19 protein-coding genes are annotated in these 21,753 nt (G+C 73.6%); 10 read left to right on the top strand and 9 right to left on the bottom strand.

Features of this window, described 5'->3' with window-relative positions:
• Positions 1-103 precede the first annotated feature (103 nt).
• On the bottom strand, positions 104-1,021 hold the full coding sequence (locus tag ACH4FH_RS09940; RefSeq protein WP_398555276.1) for a DUF3027 domain-containing protein: 918 nt from the start codon (positions 1,019-1,021) through the stop codon (positions 104-106).
• Positions 1,022-1,412: 391 nt separating this feature from the next.
• Here ACH4FH_RS09940 and ACH4FH_RS09935 point away from each other — a divergent pair, with 391 nt between their 5' ends.
• From ACH4FH_RS09935 to ACH4FH_RS09920, 4 genes are read left to right on the top strand one after another with little or no spacing between them, the layout of a single operon-like run.
• Positions 1,413-2,816, top strand: coding sequence for an MFS transporter (locus ACH4FH_RS09935; RefSeq protein ID WP_398555275.1), 1,404 nt, complete (start codon positions 1,413-1,415; stop codon positions 2,814-2,816).
• A gap of 58 nt (positions 2,817-2,874) precedes the next feature.
• Entirely contained in the window at positions 2,875-3,378 is a 504-nt protein-coding gene (locus ACH4FH_RS09930; RefSeq protein WP_398555274.1) for a hypothetical protein, read from the top strand.
• 43 nt (positions 3,379-3,421) lie between these two features.
• Positions 3,422-4,183: a futalosine hydrolase gene (locus ACH4FH_RS09925; RefSeq protein WP_398555273.1), complete on the top strand. Its 762-nt coding sequence runs from the start codon at positions 3,422-3,424 to the stop codon at positions 4,181-4,183.
• Positions 4,180-5,031 carry a 1,4-dihydroxy-6-naphthoate synthase gene (locus ACH4FH_RS09920; RefSeq protein ID WP_398555272.1) on the top strand — a complete coding sequence of 284 codons (852 nt, stop codon included), beginning with the start codon at positions 4,180-4,182 and terminating at the stop codon, positions 5,029-5,031. Before ACH4FH_RS09925 ends, ACH4FH_RS09920 begins: the two co-directional genes overlap by 4 nt.
• Positions 5,032-5,106: 75 nt before the next feature.
• On the opposite strand, the gene ACH4FH_RS09915 is transcribed toward ACH4FH_RS09920, so the two are convergent.
• Positions 5,107-5,490: a cold-shock protein gene (locus ACH4FH_RS09915; protein WP_398555271.1), complete on the bottom strand. Its 384-nt coding sequence runs from the start codon at positions 5,488-5,490 to the stop codon at positions 5,107-5,109.
• A 249-nt stretch (positions 5,491-5,739) separates the two neighbouring features.
• On the opposite strand from ACH4FH_RS09915, the gene ACH4FH_RS09910 reads away from it, so the two are divergent.
• Positions 5,740-5,937 carry a hypothetical protein gene (locus tag ACH4FH_RS09910; RefSeq protein WP_398555631.1) on the top strand — a complete coding sequence of 66 codons (198 nt, stop codon included), beginning with the start codon at positions 5,740-5,742 and terminating at the stop codon, positions 5,935-5,937.
• Here ACH4FH_RS09910 and ACH4FH_RS09905 read toward each other — a convergent pair.
• Together ACH4FH_RS09905 and ACH4FH_RS09900 are read right to left on the bottom strand one after the other, a co-directional pair.
• Positions 5,901-6,557 (bottom strand): HAD family hydrolase, encoded by a 657-nt coding sequence (locus ACH4FH_RS09905; protein ID WP_398555270.1) that lies wholly within the window; start codon positions 6,555-6,557, stop codon positions 5,901-5,903. The genes ACH4FH_RS09910 and ACH4FH_RS09905 overlap by 37 nt on opposite strands.
• Positions 6,558-6,676: 119 nt before the next feature.
• Entirely contained in the window at positions 6,677-7,912 is a 1,236-nt protein-coding gene (locus ACH4FH_RS09900; RefSeq protein ID WP_398555269.1) for a hypothetical protein, read from the bottom strand.
• 176 nt (positions 7,913-8,088) lie between these two features.
• Between ACH4FH_RS09900 and ACH4FH_RS09895 the strand changes: the two genes are divergently transcribed.
• Both ACH4FH_RS09895 and ACH4FH_RS09890 read left to right on the top strand, forming a co-directional pair.
• Positions 8,089-10,605 (top strand): helicase-associated domain-containing protein, encoded by a 2,517-nt coding sequence (locus ACH4FH_RS09895; protein WP_398555268.1) that lies wholly within the window; start codon positions 8,089-8,091, stop codon positions 10,603-10,605.
• Positions 10,606-10,842: 237 nt separating this feature from the next.
• Complete coding sequence (locus tag ACH4FH_RS09890) at positions 10,843-12,495, top strand: DNA repair helicase XPB (RefSeq protein WP_398555267.1); 1,653 nt, start codon at positions 10,843-10,845, stop codon at positions 12,493-12,495.
• Positions 12,496-12,759: 264 nt separating this feature from the next.
• Here ACH4FH_RS09890 and ACH4FH_RS09885 read toward each other — a convergent pair whose 3' ends face one another.
• Both ACH4FH_RS09885 and ACH4FH_RS09880 read right to left on the bottom strand, forming a co-directional pair.
• Entirely contained in the window at positions 12,760-14,046 is a 1,287-nt protein-coding gene (locus ACH4FH_RS09885) for a glycosyltransferase 87 family protein (RefSeq protein ID WP_398555266.1), read from the bottom strand.
• A gap of 345 nt (positions 14,047-14,391) precedes the next feature.
• Entirely contained in the window at positions 14,392-14,604 is a 213-nt protein-coding gene (locus tag ACH4FH_RS09880) for a hypothetical protein (protein ID WP_398555265.1), read from the bottom strand.
• Between the two features lie 344 nt (positions 14,605-14,948).
• Here ACH4FH_RS09880 and ACH4FH_RS09875 point away from each other — a divergent pair, with 344 nt between their 5' ends.
• The gene (locus tag ACH4FH_RS09875; protein WP_398555264.1) at positions 14,949-17,147 is read left to right on the top strand and encodes a HelD family protein; all 2,199 of its coding nucleotides are present in this window, start codon (positions 14,949-14,951) and stop codon (positions 17,145-17,147) included.
• A 370-nt stretch (positions 17,148-17,517) separates the two neighbouring features.
• On the opposite strand, the gene ACH4FH_RS09870 is transcribed toward ACH4FH_RS09875, so the two are convergent.
• The gene (locus ACH4FH_RS09870) at positions 17,518-18,264 is read right to left on the bottom strand and encodes a copper homeostasis protein CutC (RefSeq protein ID WP_398555263.1); all 747 of its coding nucleotides are present in this window, start codon (positions 18,262-18,264) and stop codon (positions 17,518-17,520) included.
• Positions 18,265-18,590: 326 nt separating this feature from the next.
• Here ACH4FH_RS09870 and ACH4FH_RS09865 point away from each other — a divergent pair, with 326 nt between their 5' ends.
• Both ACH4FH_RS09865 and ACH4FH_RS09860 read left to right on the top strand, forming a co-directional pair.
• Positions 18,591-19,265, top strand: coding sequence for a hypothetical protein (locus ACH4FH_RS09865; RefSeq protein WP_398555262.1), 675 nt, complete (start codon positions 18,591-18,593; stop codon positions 19,263-19,265).
• A gap of 174 nt (positions 19,266-19,439) precedes the next feature.
• On the top strand, positions 19,440-20,684 hold the full coding sequence (locus tag ACH4FH_RS09860; protein WP_398555261.1) for a Cmx/CmrA family chloramphenicol efflux MFS transporter: 1,245 nt from the start codon (positions 19,440-19,442) through the stop codon (positions 20,682-20,684).
• Positions 20,685-20,822: 138 nt separating this feature from the next.
• Here ACH4FH_RS09860 and ACH4FH_RS09855 read toward each other — a convergent pair whose 3' ends face one another.
• On the bottom strand, positions 20,823-21,353 hold the full coding sequence (locus ACH4FH_RS09855) for a pyridoxamine 5'-phosphate oxidase family protein (RefSeq protein WP_398555260.1): 531 nt from the start codon (positions 21,351-21,353) through the stop codon (positions 20,823-20,825).
• 21 nt (positions 21,354-21,374) lie between these two features.
• Entirely contained in the window at positions 21,375-21,740 is a 366-nt protein-coding gene (locus tag ACH4FH_RS09850) for a DUF4031 domain-containing protein (RefSeq protein ID WP_398555259.1), read from the bottom strand.
• Positions 21,741-21,753: the final 13 nt, after the last annotated feature.

Raw genomic sequence — 21,753 nt, 5'->3', positions numbered from 1 at the left:
GATCGGATCAAGGCATGCGTCACGGCACCCACGCTCCGCTGAAGGCGGCAACCGCGGGGGCCGTGCGGGGGCGTTCCGACTCTCCGGGGCAGCGCCCCGGGGGTCAGCTGTGGCCCAGCTCCTCGGCGGGCCCGCCGTCCTCGACCGATCCGCCGTCCCGCTCCGGGCGCAGCGACAGCGCGTCGACGATGGTCTCGTCGATCACCGGCTCGGCCGGCCGGGGCGGCTTCGGCATGACGGCGGCCTCGGAGTGCCCGCCGCAGCCGTAGGCGAGCGAGACGACCCGGCCGTCCGCCGGGGAGAACTCGTTGGCGCAGACGCCGAACGCCTGCCGCAGGGAGCCGGCGAGCGGGGTGAGGAAGCCGCAGGACACGCAGGAGGCGGGGGCGGCCTGCGCCATGGGGGTCTTCGCGCCGTACGCCTCCTCCCAGCGGTCGGCCGCGACATGCAGGCCGTAGCGGGAGAGCACCCGGGCGCGGCCCATGCCCAGCTCCTGGGCGATGGCCGCGGCGCTGCCCCGCGCGGGGGCCGGCTGGACCGCCGGGGAGCCGGCGGTGACATCGGCGTCCTCGACCTCGGCGAGGTCCTCGGCCAGCCCGACGGGCGCCTTGTCGGCGACCACGGAGTTCGGCGGCGGGGCGTCCTCGCCGGAGTAGCCGGGCTCCAGACGCAGGTCCTCGGCCTCGGTGGGGAGCAGATCGCCGGGGCCCATGTCACCCGGGCGAAGCCGCTCGCTCCACGGCACCCACTCGGGTGCGAGCAGCGCGTCGGGGCCGGGCAGCAGCACCGACTCGTCGAGCGTGACGACCTTGGCGCGGGAGGCCCTGGCGACCGTCACCGCCCAGCGCCAGCCCCGGTAGCCGGGCTCCTTGCAGGCGAAGAGATGGGTGACGACGCGGTCTCCGTCGGCGACGGCGTCGATGTGCTCGCCGACCATGCCCGGCAGCGCGGCTTCCTCCGCCGCCGCCCGCGCAAGATCGACCGCCTCGGCGCACAGGCGGTCAGGGGTACGGCTTCGCATCGCAGCACTCACAAGAATCGATTCTCTCTTCCACGCCGTCTCACGAGTGCGCCAGCCGGAGCTGTCCTGTCCTGTCCGGACGACCGGCGGGGCCGGGGCGGGCGGAGCGGACCTGGGGACCGCGTCGACGTCCGCGCCCGATCGTTTCGGTCGAGCGCACCTATTACGAACCATTCTGCGGGATCGCGGTAAGGCGCGCGGCCAAAAACGACCGCCGGTGGCGCGCTACACACGCTACCCCTTCAATCGTGGACGACCCCTCGGCGGGAGCGCCAATTGTTCCCGACGGCCGCCGGGGGCCTTCGCGCCCCGCGCGGCAGACCGGAGAAAGTGCCATCTCCTGGGCGAGTTGGGGCAGTATGGCGTGGTGGCTGCCGCAAAGGCGTCGAAGGTGTCGAAGTCATCACGGGTGTCGCGCGCATCGACCAGGGGCGGAGAAGGCAACCGGGCTCGCCGGGCGGGCCGGGTCGTCGGCCGCGCGCTGCACCGACCGTTCACAGGCGCCGCCCGCGGCATACGGCGCGCCACCCACGCGCACGGCGCGGGCGAGTCGGGTCTGGGCAAGCTGATCGAGTTGCACGCGGTGAACGCCGCGGGCGACATGATGATCACCGTTGCGCTGGCCTCGACGGTGTTCTTCTCGGTGCCGACAGACCAGGCGCGGGGCCGGGTGGCACTCTATCTCGCGGTCACCATGGCGCCGTTCGCGCTGCTCGCCCCGGTCATCGGCCCGCTGCTCGACCGGGTGCCGCACGGCCGCCGGGCGGCGATGGCCGGCTCCATGCTGGCCCGCGCCCTGCTGGCGCTGACGATGGCGGGCGCGGTGGCCGGCGGCGGTCTCGAGCTGTATCCGGCGGCGCTGGGCGTGCTGGTGTCGTCCAAGGCGTACGGCGTGGTCAGGAGCGCGGTCGTGCCACGGCTGCTGCCTCCGCGGATCGCGCTGGTCAAGGCCAATTCCCGGGTGACTCTCGCCGGGCTGCTGGCCACCGGGCTGGCGGCGCCGATCGGCGGCGGGCTGCATCTGATCGGGCCGAGCTGGCCGCTGTACGGCGCCTTCGTGGTGTTCGTGACCGGCACCTTCCTGTCCTTCTCGCTGCCGCACAAGGTCGACTCGGCCAAAGGTGAGGCCCGGGCCCGGATGGCGTCCCGCGACGAGACGGCGGGGTCGGTGCTCTCCAAGCGGCGGCCGGGGCTGCGGACGGTCGGCCCCTCGGTGCTGCACGGTCTGCAGGCCAACGCCTGTCTGCGCTCGCTCTCCGGCTTTCTGACGTTCTTCCTGGCCTTCCTGCTGCGCGAGCACCCACTGGGCGGGCTGGGTCCGGCGACCTCGCTGGGCCTGGTCGCGGTCGCCGCCGGCACCGGCAACGCCCTGGGCACCGCGATCGGCGCGTGGCTGAAGGCGCGCGGCCCGGAGCGGCTGATCGCCTCGATGCTGGCTCTCGCCCTGTCCGTGACGATCCTCGCGGCGGTCTTCTACAACGTGGTGGCGATCGTCGTGGTCACCGCGGCGGCGGCCACCGCGGGTCTGTGCCAGGCCCTGTCGAAGCTGTCGCTGGACGCGATGATCCAGCGCGATGTGCCCGAGGGGGTCCGTACGTCCGCGTTCGCCCGCTCCGAGACGGCGCTGCAGATGTCGTGGGTGGTCGGCGGCGCCATCGGGATCTCCCTGCCGCTGATCGGCGTCGTGGGCATGTCGGTGGCCGCGGCGTTGGTGGCGACGGGACTGATCGCGGCGGGCCGCGGACTGCTGGGGGCCGCCCGGCGGGGCGGCGCTCCCGGCGCACGCGTGGCCTGAGTCGCGGCACGCCGCACCCGCGCGTGGCCAGAGCTGGGGCGCCCGATAGCCTGCGCGTATGACCGCTGCGTTGATCTCCTGGGGCAAGGGCCGCCGTGCCGCTGCCGCCATCGGTGCCGTGTCCCTGGGTCTCATCACCCTCTCCGCCTGCGAGAAGCCGACCGCCTTGGCGACGGTGACCGTCGGATCCACGACGGTGACGTCCGAGGCCACCGCCGGCTGCGACGGTGACGGCAAGGTTCTCGACAAGAAGACGATCGAGTCCTGCATCACCAAGAAGGGCGGCAAGTCGATCACGGTGCACCCGGGCGAGAAGGTGCGCGTGGGTGTCGAGCCGGACGTCGCCAAGTCCGGCTGGATCGTCATCGGCGGCGGCCCCGTCATGCGTGAGCCCAGCAAGGAGACGTACCGCAGCTTCGACTCGGACGAGCTCTTCGCGCAGCAGAACCCGCAGACCGGCCAGACCACGTACACCAAGTCCGTCACGCTCCAGGTCGCCGAGCTCGGCGCGGGCCAGGGCCCCAAGACCATGTGGCACTTCACGCTGAAGCAGAAGGACTGAGTCCTCTGAGGGAGCACCGGCCGGGCGCCCCGAGGGCCGTCTGATGCGGGTACTCGCCGTCACCGCGGTGGCCGCCGAGCGCGACGCCGTGTGCGCCGCGGCGGGGCCCCACGACACCTCGGCGCTGCCCGGCGGTTACGCCCTGCGGCGCGCGGTCCGGCCCGCCGGCCCGCATCCCGCCGCGACGCTCGACGCGCTGGCCGTCGGCGTCGGCCCGGCCGCCGCGGCCGCCGGCACCGCCACCGCACTCACCGCCGCCGCGCTCGCCGGTGAGCCGTACGACCTGGTCGTCTCGGCCGGTATCGGCGGCGGCTTCGCACCGGGCGCGCCGTTGGGCAGCGTCGTCGTCGCGGACGCGATCGTCGCCGCCGACCTGGGCGCGGAGACGCCCGAAGGGTTCGTGCCGGTCACCGAACTCGGCTTCGGGACGGTGGCCCACCGCCCCGACCCCGCCCTGGTAAAGGCCGTCGCGTCGGCGTGCGGCGCCGCGACCGGCGCGGTGCTGACCGTCTCGACGGTCACCGGCAGCGCCGCGCGCGCCGCCGAGCTGGCGGCCCGTCACCCCGGTGCGCTGGCCGAGGCGATGGAGGGTTTCGGTGTCGCCGAGGCCGCCGCCGCGCACGGCGTGGCGGTGCTGGAGATCCGTGCGGTCTCCAACGGCGTCGGCCCCCGCGACCGCGCCTCCTGGCGGATCGGCGAGGCGCTCGCCGCCCTGACCGAAGCGTTCCGGACGCTGCCCGACGCGCTGCTCACCGGCTCCGGTCCGGTTCCAGAAGAGCCGCCATCCCCGAGGAGGACCCCGTGACCCGGCCGCTGGACATCGCGTACTCGCCGTGCCCGAACGACACCTTCGTCTTCGACGCCCTGGCCCACGGCCGTGTCCCCGGCGCACCGGAACTCGCGGTCACCTTCGCCGACATCGACCTCACCAACGGCATGGCCGAGCGCGGTGAGTTCGACGTGCTGAAGGTGTCCTACGCGGTGCTGCCGTGGGTGCTGGAGGAGTACGCCCTGCTGCCCTGCGGCGGGGCCCTGGGGCGCGGCTGCGGGCCGCTGGTGTTGACCCGTGAGGCGGGACGGGCCGCCGACCTGGCGGGCCGGACCGTCGCGGTGCCCAGCGAGCGGTCCACCGCATATCTGCTGTTCCGGCTGTGGGCCGCGGCCGAGGTGCCGGGCGGCGTCGGCGAGATCGTCGTGCTGCCGTTCCACGAGATCATGCCGGCCGTCCGCGACGGCAAGGTCGACGCGGGCCTGGTCATCCACGAGGCGCGCTTCACGTACCAGGACTACGGGCTGTCCCGCCTGGCCGACATGGGCGAGCACTGGGAGGCCACCACCGGCCTGCCGATCCCGCTCGGCGCGATCATCGCCAAGCGGTCGCTGGGCGCGGACGCGCTGCGCGAACTCGCCGCGTCCATCCGCACCTCCGTCCGGATGGCCTGGGACGACCCGGAGGTCTCCCGGCCGTACGTCCTGGCGCATGCCCAGGAGATGGATCCGGCCGTCGCCGACCAGCACATCGGGCTGTACGTCAACGAGTTCACCGCCGACCTCGGCGAGGACGGCTACGCCGCGGTCCGCGGCCTGCTCACCCGCGCCGCGGCCGAGGGACTCGTACCGCCCCTCGGCCGCGATGCGCTGAACTTCGTCTGACGCCGCCCCCGCTTACGCACTTCGCCCCCGACCGCGGTGAACGGCCGGGGGCGAAGTGCGTTGACGGGCTGCCGGTCAGACGTCCAACTGGTCGGCGACCGCGCGCAGCATGCCGGCGATCTTGGAGCCGTGGACCTTGTCCGGGTAGCGGCCGCGCTCCAGTTGCTGGGTGACGTTCTCCAGGAGCGTGGTGAGGTCCTGCACGATCGAGGCGAGTTCGTCGGGCTTGCGGCGCTGCGCCGCCGCCAAGGAGGGCGCGGGGTCGAGGAGGGTGACGGTCAGCGCCTGGTCACCGCGCTGGCCTGCTACGACGCCGAATTCGACGCGCTGGCCCGGCTTGAGTGCGTCCACGCCGTCGGGCAGCACCGACGAGTGCACGAAGACGTCGCCGCCGTCATCGCGGGAGAGAAAGCCGAAGCCCTTCTCGCTGTTGAACCACTTGACCTTGCCGGTAGGCACGTCTGTCCTCGTCCTCGTACTCGTGGGAAAAAAGCTGGCCGGATCACTTGCGAAAATGTGTGGGAAAACGGGTCTGGATAGCAGTGCAGCGGGCCGCAGGGCCCGCCACAACACAAGGCTAATGGTCCGGTGCCCGGTGACAAGACGTCGCAGGGTGGTTCCTCTGTGCTTCTGGCCCGGACTTACCCTGGTCAGGTGTCTGACGAAACTCCCCAGGCCGGGGATCTGCTGGTCCGAATCGGCGCGATCATGTTCCTTGTTGGCGCGCTGGCCACTCTCGCCACGGTAACGCCGCTGTTCATCGGCGCCGAACCGCTGCCGTCCGTTTTCTACTGGGTCTGCATGCTGATGGGCGCCGGGTTCCTCGTCGCCGCGGCGGGCGTGATCCGGTCCGCCGTGGCCCAGCGCCGTCAGGCGGAAGCGGCGTCCGCGCCCTCGGTCACGTAACCGCCGTCGGCCACATACCGCTCCAGCCAGGCCGGGAACGCGGTCAGGTCGTCGAGCACTACATCGGCGCCGGCCGCGCGGAGTTCGGCGGCCGCGCAGGGGCCGGTGGCCACGGCCACGGACAGCGCGTCCGCGGCGCGTGCCCCGCGGACGTCACCGGTGTGGTCACCGACGTAGATCTGCGCGCCGTGCTCGCGCAGCGCGTCGGCCTTGGCCTCCGCCCACAGGGAGCCGATGACGGCGTCCGGCTCGATGCCGAGGTGCTGCAGGTGCAGTTCGGCGTTCGGCTCGAACTTGGCGGTGACGACCACGGCCCGGCCGCCCGCGGCATGGACCGCGGCGATGGCTTCCCGGGCGCCGGACATGGCCGGTGTGCCCGTGATCGCGTGCAGGGGGTACAGCGCGCGGTAGACCTCGCTGATCTCCGCCACCTGCTCCTCGGGGAACCAGTGGCGGATCTCCTGCTCCAGCGGCGGTCCGAGCCGGGTGACGGCGAGGTCGGCGTCCACGAAGGTGCCGGTCCGGGCGGACAGCGCCTGATATGCCGCCTTGATGCCCGGGCGGGAGTCGATCAGCGTCATGTCGAGGTCGAATCCGACCGTCAGGGGATGCGCAGCCATGCCCGCCATTGTGCCCGCCATGGCCGACGGCGGGGAAACGCGTGGTGAGACGCTCCTTGCCCCGCGGTGTGCATCGCGCACACACGGGCCCCGGCCCGGCGCGGCTCACCGCGCGCCCGTCACCTCGGGGCTCGCCTCATCCGCCAGACCAGGAACAGCGCGGAGGCGACCGCCGCGACCCGGGCCATCACCGGAAGCCCGTCGGCGAGTTCCTGCCCGAGCGCGCCCTGCGCGATCGGGTCGCCCCAGCGCCCGTCGAACCGCCCCCACAGCCACACCATCAGCCCGCCCGCGACGATCCCCGGCACACCGAGCGCCGCGAACTTGGCCTCCGTACGGCTCAGCCGCCGCGACACATACGCCAGCCCCCAGCCTCCGGCCAGCGCCCACCACGACCCCAGCAGCGCACCGGCGGCCAGCAGCAGGACCGCAAGACACAGCACCGGGCTCAGCGGCGCCCGAGCGACCACCTCCGGGGCGGCCGTGTCGTCCGCGCTCTCCGCCTCGGGCTCGGCGGCCGCGCCGCGCCTGCGGCCGAGCGCCTTGCGCAGCATCCCCTGGAGCGCCCCCGTCGCCCCGCCGGCCGCCGCGTCGGCGTCCGGCTCGTCGCCGGGGTCGGGCGTGCCGCCCTTCTTGAGGGACGGCGGGTCCTCGCCCGGGGGCCGTTCCCATATCTCCGGGACCTCGATGCCCCCGACGAAGCCGGGCACGGTCTCCCCCGGCCCGAAGGGCGACGCCTCCACCCGCCACCAGTCGGGTGCGTCGCCGGTGTCGCCCAGTTCGGCGGCGCTCGCCAGATGCGGCGGCGAGGCGGTCTGCCCGAGGTCGGGCAGCGGCGGCCGCTCGGTGCTGCCGGTCTTCTTCAGGAAGCCGAATCCGGTGGACGGGGCGGGCCCGGACCCGTCGCGCGGCGCGGGCAGCTTGCCGGTGAGGCCGGTCAGGCCGGTGAGCCCGTTGCGCCAGGCCAGGCCGCTGAGCTTCTGCCGCGGGGTCGACCACGGCCGTTCGGCGGGCTGCGCGGGCCGGATGCCCTGCGAGGACTCCGAGAAGCCCGGGGAATCCGGATGGAGGGGCACCGCGGGACCCGCCGGGCCGTCCACGTCCTGGGGAGCGCGGGGGCTGCCGACGGCCGGGCTCTCGCCCGATCCCGCGGCCGCCACCACTGCCTCCGGTGTCCCCAGCCGCGACAGAATCCGCCGCACACCCGGGACGGAGTCGGCCTTCTGTGCGTCTATCTCGGCACGCAGCGTGGCCACCAGCCGCATGCGCGCGGCTGACGGCAGACCCCGCTGCTGGGCCAGGTCGCCCACCCGGCTCAGATAGTCAAAGACGAGCTGATCGCTCTCGATCCCCACGAATTCCCCTGCGGCATGCGCTGGTTGCTGTTTCGACGGTACCGCGTCGATCGGCGTGCGGGCCGCAGGCCGCGGGCGGCGGCGCGCGCGCACCGACCCGGGCGGCACTGGCGTACGACGGGCCGCACATCGCCGGACGGTGCCCCCGCATCCCCGGCACCGCTAACGTAGGACGAATGACCGGTACACCCCGCACCCTCGCCGAGGAGCTCAGGACCCGCACCGACAGCGGGCTCGTCGGCCTGCTGCGGGCCCGGCCCGATCTGCTCAACCCGGTGCCGGGCGATGTCACCCAGCTGGCCACCCGGGCCGGCACCCGGGCGTCGGTCGTGCGCGCCGTGGAGCGGCTCGACCGCTTCGTCCTGCAGACCGCGGAGGCGCTGGCGGTGGCCCCCGACCCGTGCCCGTACGCGACGCTCGGCGCCCTGATGGCCGGGGACGCCGGGGACGAGGCGGTAGCCGCGGAGCTGCCGCGGGCGGTGGCCGAGCTGCGCGCGCAGGCGCTGGTGTGGGGCCCGGACGACCGGCTGCGGCTGGTGCGTACGGCCCGTGAGCTGCTGTCCCCGAGTGCCACCCATCCTTCCCCGACGGGCCTGGGGCCGACCGTCGCCGAGGCCACCGCCGGGATGTCCCCCACCCGGCTGCAGGAGATCATCGCCGCGGCCGGGCTGCCCGCGACCCACGACCCGGTCAGCGCGGTCGCCGCCCTGACCGGCCTGTTCACCGACCGCACGCGGATGGCGGAGCTGCTGGACACCGCCCCCGCGGAGTCGGTCGCGGTGCTCGACAAGCTGCTGTGGGGGCCGCCCTACGGCGGGGTCACCGAGCGCCCGGCGCCGCATCTGACGTGGCTGCTCGACCACGGCCTGCTGCTTCCCGCAGGGGCGCGCAATGTCGTGCTGCCCCGGGAGGCGGCGCTGCATCTGCGGGGCGGACGCGCCCACCGCGCTCCGGAACCCGTACCGCCCGTGCTCGCCCCGACCACGGAACGCGATCCACAGCTTGTGGACAACGCCGCCGCGAGCCAGGCGTTCACCGCGCTGGACACCGTCGAGGAACTGCTCAAGGAATGGGACCTCGGCGGGCCGTCGGTGCTGCGCGCCGGCGGGCTGAGCGTGCGCGACCTCAAGCGGACCGCCGCCGCCCTCGACACCACCGAGCAGCTCGCCGCCTTCTGGCTGGAACTGGCCTACGCGGCCGGACTGGTGGCCTCCGACGGTGAGGCCGACGAGCGGTACGCCACCACGCCTGCCGCGGAGGAATGGCTGCAACTGCCCGACCCCGAGCGCTGGGCCGTGATCGCGGCAGGCTGGCTGTCCGCCACCCGCACGCCGGGTGTCGTCGGCGTCGCCGACGCGAAGGGCCGGGCGCTCGCCGCACTGGGCCCCCACCTCGACCGCTCCCCGGCCCCCGAGGTCCGCCGCCGTGCCCTCGCCCTGCTCGGCTCCCTCCCGCCCGGCACGTCCGTCCCACCCACCGCCGTCCTCTCCCGGCTGCGCTGGGAGCGCCCCCTGCGGGGCGCGGGCTCGGCACCGTCCACCGGCCCGACAGCCTCCGGGGCGGGCGAAGGACCGGGCGCCGCACCCTCCTCCCCGGCCGACGACCTGCGCTCCCGCCTCGCCCAATGGGCGCTGGCGGATGCCGAGTTGCTCGGTGTCACCGGGCGCGGCGCGCTCTCCGCACACGGCCGCGCCCTGATCGACGCGACGACCGCCTCGGCGCACCCCACCGCCGCGGAGACCCATGCCGCGGCGAGCCGCGCCGCCGCGCTCCTCGCGCCCCTCCTCCCCGAACCGCTCGACCACGTCCTCCTCCAGGCGGACCTGACCGCGGTCGCCCCCGGCCCGCTGCGCCGCCCGCTCGCCGAGGCGCTCGGCATGCTCGCCGACATCGAGTCCAAGGGCGGCGCGACCGTCTACCGCTTCACACCGGGCTCCGTGCGGCGCGCCCTGGACGCCGGCCGGTCCGCCGCCGAACTCCAGGAGTTCCTCACCACCCACTCCCGGACGCCCGTGCCCCAGCCGCTGGCCTACCTGATCGAGGACGTGGCCCGTAAGCACGGCCGGCTGCGGATCGGTGCGGCCGCCGCCTACGTCCGCTGTGACGACGACGCGCTGCTCTCCGAGATCCTCGCGGACCGCCGCGCGATCGCCCTGCGGCTGCGCCGCCTGGCCCCGACGGTGCTGGCCGCCCAGACCTCGCCCGACCAACTCCTCGACGGCTTGCGGTCGATGGGCTACGCCCCGGCCGCCGAATCCGCCGAGGGCGACGTGCTGATCGCCCGCGCCGACTCCTACCGCACCCCGCCGCGCACGGCGCCCGCCCCGGTCCCCGACGGCCCGCCGTCCCCCGATCCGACGCTGCTCGACGCGGCCGTACGCGCCATCCGCGCCGGCGACCTCGCCGCGACCGCGGAGCGCAAGCCGGTGCACGCGCCCGCCCCCGCGTCCGGCGCGCTCCCCCGCACCACCTCGGCCGAGACCCTGGCCACGATGCAGGCCGCGGTCCTCACCAGCTCCGCCGTGTGGATCGGCTACGTCAACGCCGACGGCGCCGCCAGCCAGCGCGTGATCGCCCCGGTCCGGGTGGAAGGCGGCTTCGTCACGGCCTACGACCACACCTCCGACGAGGTCCGCACCTACCCGCTGCACCGCATCACGGGGGTGGCGGAACTGGCGGACGACTCGGTCTGAGAGCGGGCGGGCCCGGCAGGGGTGGCCGATTCCTCGGCGCCTGCGCGGCTCCGGCGGTTTGCGGGCGCCCGCGGGAATCCCCGTACCGCTGCGGAACGCTGAAGACAGTGACGGCGGGGAGGTGCCCCGTCGGCCGGTCGTACGGGGCCGTCCCGGCCGGGCGGGTTGCGGCGATGCGGCACACTGGACGTTTGGCCGTATCTGCGGCCGATGCCCGGGAAGCGAAAGGCGAGGCGCGTGAACGGACCTCTCATCGTCCAGAGCGACAAGACGCTGCTTCTGGAGGTGGACCACGAGCTGGCGGACGCGTGCCGGCGGGCCATCGCGCCCTTTGCCGAACTCGAACGCGCTCCGGAGCACATCCACACCTACCGCGTCACGCCCCTCGGGCTCTGGAACGCGCGGGCGGCCGGGCACGACGCCGAGCAGGTCGTCGACGCCCTGGTGCAGTTCTCGCGGTACCCCGTACCGCACGCCCTGCTGGTGGACATCGCGGAGACGATGTCCCGCTACGGGCGCCTCACCCTCACCAAGCACCCCACCCACGGTCTGCTGCTGACCACCACCGACCGCCCGGTACTGGAGGAGATCCTCCGGTCGAAGAAGGTGCAGCCGCTGGTCGGGGCCCGGCTGGACCCGGATTCCGTCGTGGTGCACCCCTCCGAGCGCGGCCAGATCAAGCAGACGCTGCTCAAGCTGGGCTGGCCGGCCGAGGACCTGGCGGGATACGTCGACGGCGAGGCACACGACATCGCGCTGGCCGAGGACGGCTGGGCGCTGCGGCCCTACCAGCAGCAGGCCGTGGAAGGCTTCTGGCACGGCGGCTCCGGTGTCGTGGTGCTGCCCTGCGGCGCGGGCAAAACGCTGGTCGGTGCGGGCGCGATGGCGCAGGCCAAGGCGACCACGCTGATCCTGGTGACGAACACCGTCTCGGCCCGGCAGTGGAAGCACGAGCTGGTGAAGCGGACGTCGCTGACCGAGGACGAGATCGGCGAGTACAGCGGGACGAAGAAGGAGATCCGGCCGGTCACCATCGCCACCTACCAGGTGCTGACGACCAAGCGGAAGGGCGTCTACCCGCACCTGGAGCTGTTCGATTCGCGGGACTGGGGGCTGATCATCTATGACGAGGTGCACCTGCTGCCCGCGCCGGTCTTCAAGTTCACCGCCGACCTCCAGGCCCGGCGACGGCTGGGGCTGACCGCGACGCTGGTGCGCGAGGACGGCCGGGAGTCCGATGTCTTCTCGCTGATCGGCCCCAAGCGGTTCGACGCGCCGTGGAAGGAGATCGAGGCGCAGGGGTACATCGCGCCCGCGGACTGTGTCGAGGTGCGGGTCAATCTGACCGACTCCGAGCGGCTCGCGTACGCGACGGCCGAGACCGAGGAGAAGTACCGCTTCTGCGCGACCACCGCCAGCAAGCAGCGGGTGACCGAGGCGCTGGTCCGTAAGCACCAGGGCGAGCAGACGCTGGTCATCGGGCAGTACATCGACCAGCTGGACGAGCTGGGCGAGCATCTGGACGCGCCGGTGATCAAGGGCGAGACGACCAACGCGCAGCGGGAGAAGCTGTTCGGGGCCTTCCGCGAGGGCGAGATCTCCGTCCTGGTCGTCTCGAAGGTCGCGAACTTCTCCATCGACCTGCCCGAGGCGACGGTCGCGATCCAGGTCTCCGGCACCTTCGGCTCGCGCCAGGAGGAGGCCCAGCGGCTGGGCCGGGTGCTGCGTCCGAAGGCGGACGGGCACGAGGCGCGCTTCTACTCGGTCGTCGCCCGCGACACCATCGACCAGGACTTCGCGGCCCACCGCCAGCGCTTCCTGGCCGAGCAGGGTTACGCGTACCGGATCGTGGACTCCGACGAGCTGCTGTCGGCGGACGAGGACGTCTGAGGGGCGTGGGCGGGCCGCGCGGGTAGCGGCCCGCCTGTGCGGGCCGGCCTGCAGAGGCGGGCCGCGACAGCTGGGGTCGTACCAGGAACGCACACGGGCACCGGCCCGACGGCCGAGCGGGGTGCGGGCCGTCGAGGGCGTCGAGTGGCGGGAGGCCGGCGTCCTGGCACGCGTTCTTGGGGAGAACGGCTGCCATGCTGCGGTCTCTGAAGCAGCCGGGCATCGAGGGCGTACTCAGCCGCAGCCGGGTCCGCGGCCGGATCCTCAGCCCGCCCGGGACCGCGTACTCAGAGTCTCGTGATCGGTGCGGGGCAGCGGGATGTGGCCGGGGCCTCCGACGGCCGGGGAGCCGCCGCGCGTCCACCGGACCATCGCCACCAGGAACGCCAGACCGAGCAGGGGGTAGGGCGCGGCGAGCGGCTGCTGCCACCAGGAGAAGTGCAGGTCGAGGTCGCCGGCGTGCGGCACCATCCACAGCGTGCGGGCGGTGAAGACGAGGGCGACGACGGCCGACAGGGCGCGGCGCCACGGCACGCCCCGGGTGTGCGCGGCGAGGGCGACGAGCAGCGGTACGCACCAGACCCAGTGGTGGGACCAGCTGATCGGCGAGACCAGCAGCGCCGTGACGGCCGTGACCAGCACGCCCCAGCTGTCGAGCCCGCGCCGCAGGTAGACCCGGCGGGCGACGAAGAGCCCGGCGCCCGCCGTGAGCAGCGCCGGCGCGGCCCACAGGATTCCGGGTTCGGGATGGTGCAGCGCGCGGGCGATCAGTCCTTGGAGGGACTGGTTGTCGACGATCCATGCCTTGCCGACGCGGCCGGTCTCGAACATCCGCCGTGTCCAGAACTCGATGCTCGGGCCCGGCAGGACCAGCACCCCGACCAGGACCGAGCCGAGGAATCCGGCGAGGGCGGTGCACGCCGCCTTCACCCGGCCGGTGACCAGGAGATACACCGCGAAGATCGCGGGGGTGAGCTTGATGCCGGCCGCGATGCCGACGGCGAAGCCCTTGAAACGGGCGCCGTCCGGGCGGGAGAGGTCCCACAGGACCAGGCAGGCGAGGGCGAGGTTGATCTGCCCGAAGACGAACGTCTGGAAGACCGGTTCGAGCCAGAGGCCCAGTGCGGTCAGGGCGAGCAGGGTGGGCGCGGTGCAGGCGGCCTTGCGCAGGCCGGCGGCCTTGCAGGAGAGGTGGATCAGCAGCGCGAGGAGGCCCGCATTGACCAGGACACAGGCGACCTTGAGGGTGCCGAGCGAGATCCAGGTCGTGGGGATGAACAGCAGGGCGGCGAAGGGCGGGTACGTGGCCGGAAGTGCCCACTTCGTGACAGTGAAGCCGTAGAGGTCACCACCGGCCGCGGCGGCTTCCCCCTCCGCGCGGTAGACGACTATGTCCGACATCGGTAGCGGCTGAACCGTGTACAGCAGCCAGAGTCCGGCGAACGAGGCCACCAGCAGGGCTGCCGCCATCAGCAGCCGTCCGGGTCTGGCGACGCTGAGCGCCCAGGTGCGTCTCCATGTCCACGTTCGTGCCCCATCGGCGGCAGACACCCGTTGTCCCCTTCTCGTCGCCCTGAGCGCGCTCTCTGCGGCGACGCTAGTGGATCGGAGCCGACCGTCCGTAACGGTTTCCGGTCATCCGGATGTCCGCCAGGTGCCGGCTCTTGCGCGTGATTGTGCGCGGTGTGCGCGGCCTTGTCCGTGGGGCGCGCGCGGGGAGGTGCGATGCGCGCCCCGGACGCGGAGCGCCGGGGCGTTGCGGGGCGTTACGCGGAGGGCTGGCGGGAGAAGGGCAGGGCGTTCGGCGAGGGGTTACCGGGCGGTTCGGAGGGTCGGTGGGTCGGAGGTTCGGTGGGTCGGGCGTCGATTCAAGGGCGTCTGCGGATCAGGGCACCGTCAATCGTCGGCGTGGTCGTCATGGCCGTACTCGCCCATGACGGCCACGCTGAAGGCGGCCGCGCCGAAGACCTTGATCGCGCGGAGCGCGTTGCCCAGCAGGTGGCGGTCGTGGCCGCCGTGCGTGGGTGCGACCCCCAGGGCCGTGGCGCCGGCGGCGCGCTGCGGGGAGGTCGGGCTGACAGGGACTGGGTGGAACGTTGCGCTGCTCATGTCTCCATGATGAATTTCACGCGATTGCCGCACATCGGCCCATGGGCCCATCCCGAGAGGGCCGGACGTCAGACTCCGGGCCTATTCCCACCCCTACGGGACTACGAGGGGGTCTCGGGGTCTTCGGTGCGGCGCCGGACGCCGAATATCCGTTGGCGCCCGGAATGCCCGCTGACTACAATCGCGCGTCTGCCCTGCCTCCCGTCGAGGAGTGCCGCCGACCGGACGGAAACCGGCCGGTCCTTCGCCGCACGCTGATGACCCGCCCGACGCACCGCCCCGGCCGACCGTGCCCGCTCCCGTGGCGCGCGCCCGCCGCAGTACATCTCACCGGAGGCAACGCCGTGCCCTCGCACGCCCACCCGTCACCCGCCGCCGCCCCGACCGCGGCCGCCCCGGCACCACCCGAGGCCCCCACCGCCGACGGCCGGCGGCCCGGCCCGGACGCAACCCGCCCGGAAGAGCCCGGCCCGATCCCCGACCCCCTGCAACGCGAGCGCGCCCATCTCGCCTCCTCCCGCGCCGCGCTCCGGGCCATGCGCGAGGACGCCGAGGCGTTGAACATCGCCGACGTCACCGCGAACTGGGTCAACGCCGAGGTGCTCCAGGGCGAGATCGACGCCCGGATCAAGGCACTCGCCGACCTCTCGCACACCCCGCTCTTCTTCGGCCGGCTCGACTATCTGCACGCCCCGGGCGTCGATCTGGCCGAGGGGGCAGCGGGCGAGAACTTCTACATCGGGCGCCGTCATGTGCACGACGCCGACGGCGACCCCATGGTCATCGACTGGCGCGCGCCGGTCTCCCAGCCGTTCTACCGGGCCTCGAAGAAGAACCCGTTGGACCTCAGACTGCGCCGCCGGTTCGGTTACACCGGCGGCGAGTTGACCGCGTACGAGGACGAGCACCTCACCGACCCGACCGAGGCCGAGCAGAGCAGCAAGCTGCTGCAGACCGAGATCGAGCGGCCCCGCGTGGGCCCGATGCGCGACATCGTCGCGACCATCCAGCCGGAGCAGGACGAGATCGTGCGTGCCGGGCTCGGCGGCACGGTCTGCGTCCAAGGGGCACCGGGCACCGGCAAGACCGCGGTCGGCCTGCACCGTGTCGCCTATCTGCTGTACGCGCACCGCGAGCGGCTGGCCCGCTCCGGCACCCTCGTCATCGGCCCGAACCGCTCCTTCCTGCACTACATCGAGCAGGTGCTGCCGGCCCTTGGCGAGCTGGAGGTCAAGCAGGCCACCGTCGACGACCTGGTGGGGCATGTGGAGGTGCGCGGCTCGGACGACCCGGCCGCGGCGACGCTCAAGGGCGATGCGCGGATGGCCGAGGTGCTGCGGCGGGCCGTCCGCTCGCACATCACCATGCCGCAGGAGCCGTGCGTGGTCGTCCGCGGCTCCCGCCGCTGGCGCGTACCGGCGTATGAACTCGAAGAGCTGGTACGGGAGTTGATGGCGCGCGAGATTCGCTACGGCGCGGCGCGCGACGCGCTGCCGCAGCGGATCGCGCATGCCGTGCTGGTCCGCATGGAGCAGGCAGGCGAGGCGCCGGACGACCGGGTACAGGACGCGGTGGCCCGCAACCCCGCCGTGAAAGCGGCGGTCAAGGCGGTCTGGCCGCCGGTCGAGCCGGCGAAGCTGGTACTGCGGCTCCTGGGGGACGCCGAGTTCCTGGCCGAGCAGGCGGAGGGCATCCTGACGCCGGAGGAGCAGAAGGCGATCCTGTGGGCCAAGCCGGCCCGGAGCGTGAAGAGCGCCAAGTGGTCCGCCGCGGACGCGGTGTTGATCGACGAAACCATGGACCTGGTGGCGCGCACGCCGTCCCTGGGCCATGTGGTCCTGGATGAGGCGCAGGACCTCTCCCCCATGCAGTACCGCGCGGTGGGGCGACGCTGCACGACGGGTTCGGCGACCGTCCTCGGCGATATCGCCCAGGGAACGACCCCGTGGGCGACCGACACCTGGGAGGACGCGCTGGCCCACCTGGGCAAGCCGGGGTCGGCGGTCGAGGAGCTGACCCTGGGCTTCCGCGTGCCGCGCGAGGTCATCGCGTACGCGTCCAGGCTGCTGCCGGCCATCGCCCCCGACCTGACGGAGGCGACGTCGATCCGTGAGTCCGCGGGCGACTTCGAGGTGCGCACGGTCGCCCCCGGGGATCTGGACTCCGCCGTCCTCGCCGCCTGCCACGAGTCCCTGACGAAGGAGGGCTCGATCGGCCTGATCGCCGCCGAGGCCCGCATCCCCGCGCTGCGCGCCGGCCTGGAGGAGGCCGGCGTGACCTGCCTGGCGCCGGGCGAGGAGACCTCGGCCGAGTCCCGGCTGACGCTGGTGCCCGCCACGCTCGCCAAGGGCCTGGAGTACGACTACGTGGTGCTGGACGAACCGGCGGCGATCGTCGACGGCGAGCCGGACGAGCGCACCGGCCTGCGCCGCCTGTACGTCTGCCTGACCCGGCCGGTGTCCGGCCTGACGGTGGTGCATGCCGCGCCGCTGCCGGCGCAGTTGGGCGGCACGCTGCCAGAGCAGTCGAGCGAGGAGCGCTAGGACGTGTCCGCGAAGTCCCGGCGTCCGCCCGTAGGGGCGGGGCCACGCGGTGCCCGGCGCCCTGCGCTCGTCGCACTCGCTCCGTCTCGGCTCACAGCCGCCTTCGGAAGCCGAGCGCGATCGCAAGGCGGAAGGTCGTCCTCGGCCTCGGCCTCGCCCCCGTCCTCGTCCTCGTCCTCGTAGTGGGTCTACATGGACGGTCCCGACACGGCGGCGAGCCTGCGTACCTGGGGGCACCTCCCAGCGGTAGCTGGGGGAGCGCCGCGGGCAAGGCGGGACTTTGCGGACACGCCCTTGGTGCTGGGGGTGATGGCCAGGGGTGGGCGGTGGCCGACGCCGCGCCGCCCACGCGCCCCTGGCGCCGGGGGCGCTACGCCGGCGCCCCGTCCAGCACCCCGTCCAGCGTGTCGCGCCACTGCCGGACGGCCGCCACGTCCACCGGGGCCGACCACCCGGCGGGGCGGGCCGCGCCGCCGATGTGGAACGCGTCGATGCCGGCCGCGCGCAGCGCCGGCAGGTGGCCGAGCCCGAGGCCGCCGCCGACCAGGATGCGCGGCGCGTACCCGGGTTCGCCCGCCGTCGTGCGGGCCTGCTCGGCCAGGAGCGTCGGCAGCCCCGCGTCGACACCTTGCGCGGCACCGGCCGTGAGGAACGTGTCGAGCCCCGTCGTCGTCCCGGAGGAGCCGGTCACCGCGCAGTGCGCCGCCAGAGCCTTGCGCAGCGCGTCCCGGTCCGCGGCCCGGTCGAGGGCCCGGTGGAAGGTCCAGCGGCAGCCCTCGATCACTTCGGCCAGCGCCCGTACGGCGTCGAGGTCCGGCCGCCCGTCCGGGGTCAGGAAGCCGAGCACGAACTCCTCGGCGCCCTCCGCGCGCAGCGCCGCGGCCTCCTCGCACAGCGCCGCCACGTCACCGGCGGCGAAGCCGTCGGCGGACCGCAGCATCACCCGCAGCGGAATGTCGACGGCCGCCCGGATCGCCGCGAAGGTGCTCCGGGGCGGCGTCAGCCCGTCGGCCGCCATATCGGCGACCAGTTCGAGGCGGTCGGCTCCACCGGCCTGCGCCGCGACCGCATCCTCCGGGCCGAGCGCGATCACCTCCAGGAGTGCGCGCTTGCTCATGTGACCCCAATCCTCCGACGACGACGTGACAAGGCATGACGAAACGAGACGAACAGATATCGGACGGGACCCGAGGTGCCACCAGGCCGAACCGTCGACAGGTCTAGTCCAATATCCAGCGTAAGGGGTGACCCGGACCGCCGGGGCCACATCGGCCCGGCACGCGGCGGAAACCACCGGTGTGTACCAAGCCGGGGCCGGCCCCGCCGGGTGTGCCTGCCCCGGGGGCGGACCCGGTCGACGCCGCCTCGGGCCGGCGCGAGGCGGCATCCTCACGGGCAGGGCCGTTCGCGCCCCTCGCCCGCCCCCGAGGCACAATGGCCCACATGACTCCCGTGTCCCGTACGGCGCGCACCACCGACCTCGCGCCGGAGCTGCGCAGGCGCTGGGCCATGACCGTGGCAGAGGCCCGTGGCGCCAAGGGGGCCGAGGACCCCGACCCGTACGCGGAGAACCTCCTGGCCCGGTGGGACGAGCCGCAGCGGCGCTACCACACCACCCACCACCTGGCCGATGTCCTGCACCACATCGACGAACTGTCGGACTGCGCAATGGACTTGGCCGCCGTCCAGTTGGCGGCCTGGTTCCACGACGCGGTCTACCGGCCGGACCGCTCCGAGAACGAGGAGCGCAGCGCCGCCCTCGCCGAACGCGCCCTGCCCGAGCTGGGCATCGATGCGGCGCGGACGGCCGAGGTGGCCCGCCTGGTGCGCCTCACCATCACCCACGATCCGGCGCCCGGAGATCTCAACGGCGCGGTGCTCTGCGACGCCGATCTCGCCGTGCTCGCCGGTTCGCCCGAGGGGTACGCCGCCTATGCCGCCGCCGTCCGCGAGGAGTACGCGTTCGTGCCGGACCCCGACTTCCTCGTCGGCCGGTCCGCGGTACTGCGTCAACTCCTCGCCCTCCCGCGCCTGTACAGGACGCCGCTGGGGCACGACTGGTGGGAGCACATCGCACGCCGCAACCTCACCACCGAACTCGACCTGCTGAGCGGCTGAGGGAGTCCCGGCCGCCTCCTGGCGCCCGCACGACAGGCCATGGCGGAAGTCCATGACGGACTCATGACGGCCGTCACCGCACGGCCATGGGTCCGGGCGCGACATGGGCAAGGTCACTCGCTGCGGCCGCCCCGACGGGGAATGTCATCGGCTTCGGCACTGTTGGTTGCTGTCATGCCTGCTCCTTCCGAACGCGCCCGCATGCCCATAGCCGTCTACGTCCTCGGCCTGTCCGTCTTCGCGCTCGGCACGAGCGAATTCATGCTGTCCGGCATCCTCCAACCGCTGGCCCGCGACCTGGGGGTCTCCATCCCGCAGGCGGGGCTGCTGGTCTCGGCCTTCGCGATCGGCATGGTGGTCGGCGCCCCCGCGCTGGCCGCCGCCACCCTGCGGCTGCCGCGTCGGACGACGCTGATCGCCCTGCTGGCGTTGTTCGGCCTCGGGCAGGTGGCGGGCGCGCTCGCCCCCTCGTACGGCGTGCTGTTCGCCTCACGGGTGGTGAGCGCACTGGCCTGCGCCGGCTTCTGGGCGGTGGGCGCCGCGGTCGCCGTCTCGCTGGTCCCGGTGACCGCGCGGGCCCGTGCGATGGCCGTGATGGTCGGCGGCCTGAGCATCGCGAACATCGCCGGAGTCCCGGCCGGCGCGCTCCTGGGCCAGCACGCCGGCTGGCGGGCGGCGTTCTGGGCGGTGGCCGGACTCGCCGCGATCGCCCTGGTCGGCGTGATCGCGCTGGTGCCGCGTACGGCTGTCCCCACGGGCGACGACCGGCCGCAGCTGCGCCGTGAGCTGACCATCTACAAGGACAAGCAGGTCTGGCTCGCGCTGACCGCCACGGCCCTGAACGGCGCGGCGGTCTTCGCGCTCTTCTCCTACCTCTCGCCCCTGCTGACCGACACCGCGGGGCTCTCCGAGAGCTGGGTGCCGACGGTGCTCGCGCTGTTCGGCGTCGGCGCGCTGATCGGTACGTTCACCGGGGGCCGGATAGCCGACGCCCATCTCTTCGGGACGCTGTTCGCCGGTATCTCCGCCTCCACGGTCGTCCTGGCCGTCCTGGCGCTGACCGCCCACAGCCCGGCCGCCGCCATCGTGCTCTCCCTGCTGCTCGGTGTCACCGCGTTCGCCACGGCCCCGGCGCTGAACGCCCGGATGTTCAATGTCGCGAACGCCGCGCCGACACTGGCCGGCGCGACCACCACCGCCGCGTTCAACATCGGAAACACGCTCGGTCCCTGGCTGGGCGGCCTGACCATCGGTGCGGGCTGGGGCTACCCGTCCGTCGCATGGACCGGTGCGGCGCTGGCCGCCGTCGCCGTCGGCACCACCGCCATCGCCTTCCGGCTTCAGCGCTCGCCCCACCCCTCGCGACTCGTCGCCTTCTCGAAGGCCGCCCCCGCGCCCGAGAACGCGGACCGGCACTGATTGGTACTTAGGGGCACGTGGGGGCACGCGCGGCTACGGGGGGGCGGAGCGGCACGGGGCCGGGGCCTACCGGCACTGACCGGCACGGGCCGCGCGGGGCCTACGGGCAAAGGGGAGGCTGCGCCCTTCCCCCTCACCTCACCCCTCGCCGTCGAAGCTCCAGCGGGTCTGGCTGTAGGTCTCCCCGCGACCGAAGCCGAAGGCCCTGACGGGCTCGACGCGGAAGACGTCGGCCCGGTCGCCGGCGCCGTAGAACGCGCCGTCGCGTACGTCGAAGTGCCAGTCGCTGCCGTACTTGGCGGCGTACAGCTCGGCCAGCCCGCGCAGCGTGGTCTCGTCCTGGACCTGCACCGCCTCCCCTTCGACGATCACGTCGAGTCCGGCGTGCAGGTCGTTGCCGCCGGCCGTCGAGGTGGTCAGCACGCACCGGGCATTGGCCGCGAGGTTCTTGGCCTTGCGCTCGTCAGCGCCGGTGCAGAAGTGGAGGGCGCCGTCCGCCCAGACGGCGAGCAGCGGGGTGACATGCGGGCGGCCGTCGGGCCGGACGGTGCTGAGCCAGAAGATCTCCGCCTCCGTCAGGCCGCCCACCGCCGCGGACCACGCGGTGGGGGTGGCGTCCTCGCTGCTGTACCTCGTGGTGAGCGTGGTGGCCGGTTCCGTGGCTGACATGGCTGTCCCTTTCGGTGCGCCTCACGAACTGGGCCCATCGTGCGCGGGCGACCCGTCGCCCCGGCGTTGCGACGCGCCGCGGGCGGGCGCACCGGGCGCGCCCTCCTCGCCGGCGGCCGCGGGCCTCGGGCGGTGTTTGGGCCTGCGCAGCCCCGCGGCAGTCAGCAGGCGGACGAGCTCCTTGCTGCCGATCTCCACCGCCCCGGCGCGCACCGCGTCGGCGTACCGCTCCGCGGGCAGGTCGTAGTGATCACGCTCGAAGGCACGCCTGGGCGCACCGAGGGCGGCCGCGAAGCCGTGCAGCTCCTCGAAGGAGGTATCGCTGACCAGGTGCGACCACATCCGTCCGTGGCCCGGCCACGTCGGCGGATCGATATAGATCGCCACGTCAGCTCTCCGA

Origin of the sequence: Streptomyces sp. NPDC017993 (assembly GCF_044328065.1) — a bacterium.
GTDB lineage: Bacteria > Actinomycetota > Actinomycetes > Streptomycetales > Streptomycetaceae > Streptomyces.
Note: the sequence above shows the minus strand (reverse complement) of the source record. Positions and strands in the feature narration are given on the sequence as shown.